Source organism: Microcystis sp. LE19-195.1E, from assembly GCF_027532095.1.
Classification (GTDB): Bacteria; Cyanobacteriota; Cyanobacteriia; order Cyanobacteriales; family Microcystaceae; genus Microcystis; species Microcystis aeruginosa.
In genome coordinates this window covers 1-3,203 of the sequence record NZ_JAPZSZ010000268.1, presented here as the reverse complement: position 1 = coordinate 3,203, position 3,203 = coordinate 1, and the positions used below count along the sequence as shown (strand labels likewise).

At 44.7% G+C, this 3,203-nt stretch carries 3 protein-coding genes and 1 pseudogene; all 4 read left to right on the top strand.

Going from position 1 to position 3,203, the window contains the following annotated elements; all coding sequences use genetic code 11:
- The first annotated feature begins 295 nt into the window (after positions 1 to 295).
- Positions 296 to 1,228: a hypothetical protein gene (locus tag O9300_RS15070; RefSeq protein WP_287972484.1), complete on the top strand. Its 933-nt coding sequence runs from the start codon at positions 296 to 298 to the stop codon at positions 1,226 to 1,228.
- A gap of 231 nt (positions 1,229 to 1,459) precedes the next feature.
- Positions 1,460 to 2,398, top strand: a complete 939-nt coding sequence (locus O9300_RS15065) for a hypothetical protein (protein WP_287972483.1) — start codon at positions 1,460 to 1,462, stop codon at positions 2,396 to 2,398.
- A gap of 386 nt (positions 2,399 to 2,784) precedes the next feature.
- Positions 2,785 to 2,988, top strand: coding sequence for a hypothetical protein (locus tag O9300_RS15060; RefSeq protein ID WP_002797544.1), 204 nt, complete (start codon positions 2,785 to 2,787; stop codon positions 2,986 to 2,988).
- Positions 2,963 to 3,203, top strand: a pseudogene (locus O9300_RS15055) (hypothetical protein); the annotation flags it as partial. The gene O9300_RS15060 and the pseudogene O9300_RS15055, both read left to right, overlap by 26 nt.

The window sequence follows — 3,203 nt, the reverse complement described above, 5'->3', positions numbered from 1 at the left end:
TATCGCTTGAATATGTTGGTTAAGTTCTTGTTGTTGCTCTGGAGTCATTTTTGTCTTTTCCCCACTCTTTTCTCTATCCCATACCCAATTGATGCTTTTGTCAAGTAGTTTATTTGTTCTTCAGCTTTGACTTGCTCCCATTAGTCTTGGCACCACGTCAACTCTAATCTGGGCTAAGTTTGATTCTCTGCCTCCTGCCGCTCTTAATAACTACTTTAATCCCTCAGAATGGAATAGTTTCGGGTCAACCTATGGTGCCGTAATCAACAACTTGGTTCCGCAAGATTCGGGCGCTATGGCAAATCTACTTGGTGACGATTATCTCAGCTGGACACGGTACAATACCTTACCTCCAGATCCCCTTCCAACAACTCCTGATGGGCTGCTTGACTTTGCACAAATCAAAAAGATTCAGTTCCAGCGGTGGGCCTTGCAAAATGGGATCTCTAACGAAACGGTGAACGCTGGAATAGGCATACTTTCTCAAGTTGATTTTATAAGTGCCGCGGCTGTAAAATGGCAAGCGGCGAGTAAACAAAAGGTATTCGCCTACACAGCTACGCAACAAGGTCTCAAGAATGCCATTAATGGCGGGCAATCAAAAACAGTAAATTTGGATAGCTCAACAGAATCCACAGACACGTCCCATTCATGGGCATCCGGTCAAGTTTCGGGTGGGTATGGATTCTTCTCAGCGAGTGTTTCAGCGTCCTGGGATAAGTTCTCGCAGGATATACAGAAGTCAGGGGTCAAGCTTAAGATTAACTTTGAAAAAGTGGCCACGCTTCTTGGGAGTCCACTCCTGACAGTGGATCAACTGGATACCGATCTGTCAAAATACCTCCCTTGGTATGATTCTAAGGCTATCCAAACGGCATACACAGAGAACAACAACACTGTGTGGAAACGTACGGCCCCCACTTGGGAGGACACGTTTGGTTCCAACGGCAACCTAAAAAACCTTACGGTAGCTCTTATCGTTGTTGATGGGATTACAACTACGACGACTACTACCGCTTCCGTATCAAAAACAGACCAAGAGTCGTTTAAGGCTGCCGCTCAGGCTGGATACTGGCCGTTTTTTCGGGCATCGGGTCAGGGTGGTTGGACAACAGAAGTTACATTTAATGATAAGGGCGAAGTAACAGTCAAATCATCATCTAAAACCGGTAACCCGAACGTGATAGGGGTACTCGTGTCTCCCTTTAAGGACGCATTTGGGGGTTAATAAACAAGCACGTTTGGAAAACTAAACTAGGGATGGCACAGGGCAGAGATTGCTTTGTGCCATCCTTATCCTTTTATTCATAAATAGAGTAATTGATGTGTACCACCTAAACGAATCGAAATCCTTTCTATCCAAGGACTTCAGTCTTGACGCTCTAAAAACACCCCCGAAAATGACACGAGAAAGTTATTCTGAGGGGACGTATACTGGCAAGATTATCGAGATTGAAAAATGAGTAACACCAACCTTAACGCAAAGTGGTACACCGCACTCGTGGAGAATACCGGACTTAACCCCCAGACTTTCCAGCTTGTCCAAGGCTCACTTCCAGTCGGAAATACCTCCTCGACTATTTGGCAAATTATGGACGCGATCCCTCCCGAATCTATTGACCAGATCTATGATGGAGCTGGAGATAACCTCTTTTCAACAAATTATGGAACAATCTTAAGCTATCTTGCGGGAAACGATTCTTTTGTGACTAAAGCGCAGGAGATGTGGACGCAATCCGGGGACTTCAACACGACAAAAGCCTATAACACTAGTATTGGCATACTAAAATCAAAGATCGTGAGCGCCCCTTCTTTTTCGTTCGATATGGATTCTGATGAACAATCGGCTGATGTTTCTGGAACTTGGGCTAAGGGTAAAATATCAGGAATGGCCTCGTTGTTCAAAAACAATGGGTCTGAGAAACTTATGCACTTAATAAAAGATCGTGGAATTGTCATGAATGTGAAAATCGATCACTTAATGACTCTTTTTGCCGTTCCGCTATCTACAAAAAATACGCTGGATCCAGACTTGAACAAGTATGAACCGTGGTATATCTCAAACGTGCTGTCCCTAGCCTACAAAAATAAGGATGCTTGGAAAAATCATGACTATTGGGAAATGTTTTTCGGGCCGGACGGTAGTATGTTACGAAGATGCACAAGCCTAATTGTCGTGGATGGAATGAAAGTTATCACGACTATCAAAGGTGAGCCTGTTGACGACGATCTAATTACGGAGGTGGGACAGATAAAAGGGATTTTCCCTTTGGTCAATCTTTGCCAAGAGGCAAGCTTCACACTGACAAGAAATGCTGGCCAATCAGCGTGGGATATCAGCAGCCCGCAGGGGAACCCATTAATCCTCGGTGTAAATGTGGTACCCGTTCCATCTTAGTATTAGTGAGATCGCCTCTCTTTTTAAGTGCGATCGCTGATAGCGTAGGGTGCATACCACGCACCTTTTACCTTTTCAAAACACTTTAATCTAAATTGCGATGAGCTATGTTATGACAACATATACTGCATTATTCATTGCTGATTTATCAGGAATCGTGGCGATCATTATCGTCCTCCAATCAGTCCTTCCTCTGAAGACATTGTAACATCAATCCCTCGCACCCTTAACCCTTTGGCGATCGCCTGAGAAACCCCTTCATCCAGTGCGATCACCCGCTTCTGGTTAATTAAACTTTAAAACCGCGATTGTTTTGGTTTTTGAAAGAGAGATCGCTGTGCTAACCTAGTGGACAGAAAGTAATCTACAAGCGATCAGTTGAAGCCATGAGTGAAGCCGTTGTAACACTTCTTAGACAGTTCAAAAAACTTTCAGCTAGAGAAAAATCTGAGTTCCTTTCAGCCAGCCTGAGTCCGACTGGAGACTATGGTGATTGGAGTAATGATGATGCAGTTCTTTTTGCCGCTCAATCGTTTGCTCGTCTAGATGCAGAGGAGGAAGCAGATGGGGAATCCGAAGCCAGTTCGTAGCGAAGTTTGGTTGATTGATTTTGGGATAGCAGCAAAAGTACGCCCCGCTCTTGTTGTGAGTGAACCTTATGGAGTTGACATCCTCGCCGCCGTAAAACGGACGGCGATTCCCAAACCTCACGATTTAGGTTTCTGCTTCTTTCCCTTGCGGGGTTCCGCACCTGCCTTAACAGATTTACTCTGTTCTGTGGTCTTATGGTCGCTCTACAGACTGA